We start from the raw sequence: 5,970 nt of genomic DNA on the forward strand, positions 1-5,970 counted from the left end.
AATGCCCTTTGACCCACCAGTCACAATGGCAACTTTATTTTTTAGCTTCATGATTTAGCCTCACTAAATTAACTGAATTGGTTGAGAGACAAATGCGTTCAACTTCAATTACGGAAACAGAAGAGTTGTCTACTTCTCAAACTCTTGAGAATAATTTTTGTGTTTATGGTATGGTTTTAGAGAATATTAATGCTCTACAAGTCCATCAAGAGTAATACGGTTTACACCTTCCCCTTCGTAAGCAACAGCAACTAATTCCGTTTGAATGATTTCACCAGGCTTCATTATCAATGCTGTACCGTTTTTAACAGCATTCTTTATCCCAGAAGGAGGAAAACTAGTGAATGGCTCAAGACCACAATTATATGTACGCCCGTACCAAGGATAATTGTGGTGACCACCATAGACCTGCCACATCCAAAGATATTTAAACAGCTCTTTGTCCCAAGCCATCCCGAAGCCTACCTTTAGCCTTTGATTGGTTAAACCGTACCAACCTTCGGTTAATTCTTTGAAAAAGACTACATCAACCGATTTAGTTTCCTTAGGGAGTACACGGGTAATATCTTGCATGACTCCAGTACGTCGGTTCTTTACCTTTGGAAAATCATAATCTCCTCCTGGTTCCCACAAACCATTTTCATGGTAAGCCATCACTTCAACTTTGGAGGCTGGCGTCTGAACCAGGCAACTATCGTCGAGGAAAGGTTCTCCAATAGCAGGGTGATGACCCCACATTATGGCGAATTCACCCGTTGACTCGTTGAAAAGACGTTCGTGGATAAACAAGGCAGCGATTCCCCGTTTGAGTGACATCGTGCGTTCAAGTACTAGCGGTGAACGGTAAAGACGTACATGCGTGTGTAAGGCGACTTGCTCTTGGGTGTCCTCGCTGATGGTAGCCTCAAAGGGCAGAAGCGCTAATTCACCATGCAGACCTTGAGAAGCCCCCAAGTAGGGTTCCGCAGCCCATCCTGCTGATGGTAGTATCTCCTGCCAACCACCATAGTAGTCATCGTGGAAAGCTCCTTCAGGCAACGCATTTGTAGCAACAAACGGACGTCGCATGGAAATGGGCGATTGCCACATAAAATCCAAGTCGTGAGGTTTGTAAGTAAACTCAAAGATGTCTGCACCTTTTTCCAATAATATTCCGACTCTTAGTAACTCGTTCTCTAAGTATGCAATTTGCATACTTTTATAGGTGTAGTCCAAACTAATGCGACAACCCTGTTTTCTTCCGTGCGTGTACATAAGTTACACTCTATGCTTTTTTTAAGGTACTAGTATTTGATACTGTTTCAAAAAGTGAATGCTTTTTTCCCACATTACACATTAATAGTCAAACTGATTAGTCAGTAGTGCAGTTTTTGGTATGTGGCAATGCTCTTTAGTTTAAGTGGCTGACCTTAGAGTTGAGCCTATGTTGACTGCATGAGAAGCGGCATTACAAGAAACTCAACCCGTCATTAATCTCAGTACTTTCTCAAGTTCAAATACCGTCTGGCTTCACCACATTAAGCTTGAGCGGCTTTTTCGGTTGAGTCCACTCCAGCATGGGCGATGTCATAAATGTCGTCACCAGTGCCATAATCACCAGCATGGTAAAAAGCAAAGGCGATATCACGCCCAAGCTCAAACCAATGTTTAGTACAATCAATTCAGTCAGACCGCGAGTATTCATCAACCAGCCCAGAGCACTTGCTTCCTGCTTTTCAATACCACAGACGCGAGCTGCTGCATAGGCACCACCGTACTTGCCAATGGTTGCTATACCCACAATACCTGCACACAGTAGCCATAATTCAGGTCGATTGAGCAAGCCAATTTCAGTCCGCAGACCACTGTAGGCAAAAAAGACTGGCAGTAGAAAGATCAGAATAAAGGCTTGAGTTTTCTGAGTTAACTCCTGCACCAAATCAGCATCCTTGGGCAACACCGCTCCTAATAAGAACGCCCCAAAGATTAGGTGAATTCCAATCAATTCAGTGATTAGGGCAGAAGCAACGATGCCCATGTAAATCCCAGCCAGGAGAAAATCATCGAGGCATCCAGTGCGCCGATAGTAAGTGGCAACGCGTTGCAGGAACCAACGGCCAACCGTCATCATGAAGCCAATGTAGAGCAGAGCTGCCACAATTGTAGGGAAAGCCCCAGTGATACTGTTAGTGCGAGTCACGGTGATTGCCATTGCTAATAAGAACCAAGCCATCAAATCATCCACCGCCGCACATGTCAACGCTAACGCCCCCAAATGCGTCCCCAGCAATTTTTTCTCTGAAATAATTCGGGCTAACACAGGAAAGGCGGTAATCGACATAGCACATCCCAAAAATAAGGCAAAGGGGGTAAATGAGACACTGGGATTAAAACCCGATTGGTAAAGCAGCAACGCTAACAAGGTTGCCAGTGAGAAGGGCAACACAATACTGAACAATGAGGTAAATATTGCTACCTTTATTTGGCATTTGAGATATTTTGGGTTTAGCTCCAGACCAATCAGAAACATGAAAAAAATTAAACCCACCTGAGATAGCACATTCAAGAAAGGAACTGTTTGAGCTGGGAATAGAGTTGCTGCTAAATCGGGAGCAACCAAACCAAATAAAGACGGACCTAGCATAATTCCGGCCACAATTTCGCCAATTACCTGGGGTTGTTTAATCAACCGGAATCCCAGTCCCACCAGCCGGGACAATCCAATCACAATCAGCACTTCAAGAAGAACGAGAATAAGTGAGTGCATAATTTTTTAACCTATTATAAATAAAGTTAACGACCTGATTGAGCAATACAGTGGTTCCTATCCGGATGAAGTACAGGTTCATCCGCCTAACTTGCTACTTACGCCAAAATCTGCGTCGAGGGTACGGTTCCTTAACTCTTTAATGTATTGCACCCAAGTGAAAACCGCTATATTCGGCTCTCACTCAAGCGGGCACCAATCATCCGTGACAAGTTAAGGTTATGATGCATCTGTGCAACAGGTAATACGAGTGAAAAATATCCCGAAAATTATCGTAGAAACATGACTTTTGAGTTAGCGGTTGCGTAATATTTACACACATCATTCATACTTCTCTGGAAAAGTCTGTACTAAGGTAAATTTAGTACCTTAACTTTGACTTAATCTCCAGTAGAATTGCTTGCTGATTCACAAAAGCAATGCTATTTTAAACTGTCACCAATGTTACCAACCAGGATGCTAATTAACAGACCTCTCAACTTAGGTCTAAAGTCCAGTACGTCCGTGGATAAGGTCTCTACGAAAACCTTCTCATCAACAGACACTAATCTTCGTCCATCTTTGCAATTCAGGCAGGTTTTAACCAGTAAATATCCGGAAGTTAAGAATGAACTTAAGCTTTTGAGCTATCAAAATAGCAGTTTTTAATTGGGTGCAATATATTAAAGAGTTAAGGAACCGCACTCTCGACGCAGATGTTGGCGTAAGCCTTGCCGCAGGCTACGCAGATGAACCTGTACTTCATCCGGATAAGAACCGCTATACTACCAAAGTAGTACTAGAGAGTTTTTGAGTCACTAAAAAATCTAAACACAATTGGCGCTTCCGTTGCAAAAACTGGCGATGTTCTGAATCGACATTCCACACCCTTGTCTGCCACAACCGATGATTACAGAATATAGATAGCACAAATGTATCTTTAAAACAGTGACCAGTGACGCCTGCTATGGCACGGGATTTAAACCCACCACCAACGCTTATGCCTACGGCACGTCTGACGACGAACGATCCAATTGGTGTGGTGTTTCCCCCAATAATGAAACTGATAACTGTTAAATACAGGAAATTTGAGAATTTGAGAGAAAAAGGTTGCGATCGCTCTAAAATACCCACGCCAATTCTCAATAAGTCTGTTTAAATGACAAAGAACTAATTGACCAAGAAAGAACTCAGAACTCCTTAGCTAGGAACTCTGAATAAGTTCACAACGAACGCTCTTGGCGACTGCGACGTCCACTCCACAAATCTATGAGGCTCTTTATTTTTGTCTCGTCCCTGAGTATTTTGACGAAAGACTTACCTTTGAGAGAACGTCGCCATGTATATTTTTCTGTTCTTAGGACAGTTTCAGGCATAGAATGTGAATCTGATTAAGTTCTTCCTTAATTAAGTGATGTTTCCTTGCTAAAACTTACTTAAATTAGAAAACTAAATAATTAGAAGACCAGTATTGATTGATGAAAAGGCTGTAAAACACCGATTCACTAATCTCAAAAACCCGGCTCTGTTACGGGTTGGAGCGAAGTTTTGTTGGCGTACAAAGTTAAAAGTACCAACTTCATACTCGAAATTATACTGGTAGCTTTAGAGGATGTCTGAAAAGTTTGTGGGCGGTATATTTTGTCATTCTGAGCGTAGTCCTGAGCGAAGCGAAGGAACAGGAGCATAAGCGCAAAGCGCAGGCTCGGCCAACGCGCAGCCTGTCCCCTTGGGACTCAGAATCCCTGTTTCTCGTTAATTTTTGAGATCCAACACTTATGCTGGCGCTCCGTGCCTCGCTCTGCGAGGAACTACGTTAACAGCATGACATTTTTGAGTTCTCAGACATCCTCTTAGAAGTTTGACAATCAATAATCCAACAAGGGTATAAAAATGACAACTGATTTAACGACTTTTGATACGACGTTCACCCATCAAATGGCTGATGTTAACGGTGTACGTCTCCATTACGTAATAGGCGGTCAAGGGGATCCAGTGGTTCTGCTCAGTGGTTGGCCTAATACCTGGTACCAGTGGCGGCGAGTTATGCCAGCCTTAGCCGAACGCTACACGGTGATTGCAGTTGATATGCGAGGTCTCGGTGACTCTTCAAAACCCACCAGCGGTTATCGGAAAAAGAACGTAGCTAAAGATGTTTACCAGTTGGTACGCCAACTCGGATTCCAACGTATTTTCCTAGTTGGAATCGATATGGGAGTAGCAGTCACCTATGCTTACACAGCTGATCATCGTGAGGACGTACGTCGGCTAGTACAAATTGAAGGAACTGTTCCAGGATTTGGTTTTGAGCAACTCATGACGTTCTCACCAGAAACCTCCCGCGAAGGAGGCATCTGGCACATTCCATTTCACATGGTTCCTGACCTTTCAGAGGCGCTGATTGCAGGCCGAGAGAAGGCGTACCTTACCTATTTCTTTACACGCTTTGCCTACGACACGACAGCGGTGACTGAGGCTGAGATTGACGAATATGTTCGTACTTTTGCCTCTCCAGGCGGTATACGTGGTACTTGTGAGTACTACCGGACAATCTTTGAAGACGTGGAGGACAACAAAGAAAGCGCCAAGGTAAAACTCCAGATGCCGGTGTTAGCGCTGGGGGGCAAATATGGTTTAGGAAAGCGTCCGCTGCATTCAATGCAGGCAGTTGCCGAGGATGTCCGTGGTGATCTACATGAATATTGTGGACACTATATGCCTGAAGAGCGTCCAGAATATGTTATTGAGCAATTGTTAAACTTCTTTGGCGAGGAGTCACGCTCTTAAAGGGTAAAAGGGTGCATCTAAGTACAGGATTTCACAAGTTCGTAACGAATTAATTTCAGAAAGGCTCTGCGTTACTTTGCGCGTTCCTCCGCGTTCCTCTGCGTTTCAAAACGCTACGAATTAATGCAAAACTGTACTAAGAGCGTGTTTATAAATTCGGCAAAAACCTCGATTTGTCATGCTGTCGCTGCGTGCCTCCTCGCAGAGCGAGGCACGTAGCGATAGCACAAGTGTTGCATCTCTCGACTACTATGCAAACCCTAGATTCTGAGTCCCAAGGGGACACGCTGCGCCAACGTTGCGTTTCACTCCACTCAGAATGGCAGATTTATTTTATAAACACCCTCTAAGCGGAAGTTCCCCCTTAGGGGGAACTTCCGCTTGTATAGCTGTCCGAATTTGTTAATAAAGCAGACTTAAGAGTCGATATCTGTTGTGTGCCCTACCAAGATTCTTCA

General features: G+C 43.9%; 4 protein-coding genes and 1 pseudogene. 3 read left to right on the forward strand and 2 right to left on the reverse strand.

Annotated features, from left to right (window positions below):
* Positions 1–186 precede the first annotated feature (186 nt).
* The gene (locus AACT52_RS09630) at positions 187–1,194 is read right to left on the reverse strand and encodes an aldose 1-epimerase (RefSeq protein WP_158055045.1); all 1,008 of its coding nucleotides are present in this window, start codon (positions 1,192–1,194) and stop codon (positions 187–189) included.
* Between the two features lie 307 nt (positions 1,195–1,501).
* Positions 1,502–2,746 (reverse strand): annotated as a pseudogene (locus tag AACT52_RS09635) (cation:proton antiporter domain-containing protein); the annotation flags it as partial.
* Between the two features lie 652 nt (positions 2,747–3,398).
* Between AACT52_RS09635 and AACT52_RS09640 the strand changes: the two are divergent.
* The 3 genes from AACT52_RS09640 to AACT52_RS09650 all read left to right on the forward strand — a co-directional run bounded on the left by AACT52_RS09640 (position 3,399) and on the right by AACT52_RS09650 (position 5,512).
* On the forward strand, positions 3,399–3,539 hold the full coding sequence (locus tag AACT52_RS09640; RefSeq protein WP_158055047.1) for a hypothetical protein: 141 nt from the start codon (positions 3,399–3,401) through the stop codon (positions 3,537–3,539).
* A gap of 141 nt (positions 3,540–3,680) precedes the next feature.
* A complete protein-coding gene (locus AACT52_RS09645; protein ID WP_143173025.1) occupies positions 3,681–3,884 on the forward strand; it encodes a hypothetical protein in 204 nt (67 codons plus the stop codon).
* 734 nt (positions 3,885–4,618) lie between these two features.
* Positions 4,619–5,512 carry an alpha/beta fold hydrolase gene (locus AACT52_RS09650; RefSeq protein WP_073636603.1) on the forward strand — a complete coding sequence of 298 codons (894 nt, stop codon included), beginning with the start codon at positions 4,619–4,621 and terminating at the stop codon, positions 5,510–5,512.
* The last annotated feature ends 458 nt before the right edge of the window (positions 5,513–5,970 follow it).

Origin of the sequence: Scytonema sp. HK-05 (assembly GCF_963872035.1) — a bacterium.
In the GTDB taxonomy this organism is placed as follows: Bacteria; Cyanobacteriota; Cyanobacteriia; order Cyanobacteriales; family Nostocaceae; genus Kalymmatonema.

Coding starts and splice junctions, on each gene's coding strand:
- AACT52_RS09630 (WP_158055045.1), bottom strand. CDS start 1,194: ATGCAAATTGCATACTTAGAGAACGAGTTACTAAGAGTCGGAATATTA.
- AACT52_RS09650 (WP_073636603.1), top strand. CDS start 4,619: ATGACAACTGATTTAACGACTTTTGATACGACGTTCACCCATCAAATG.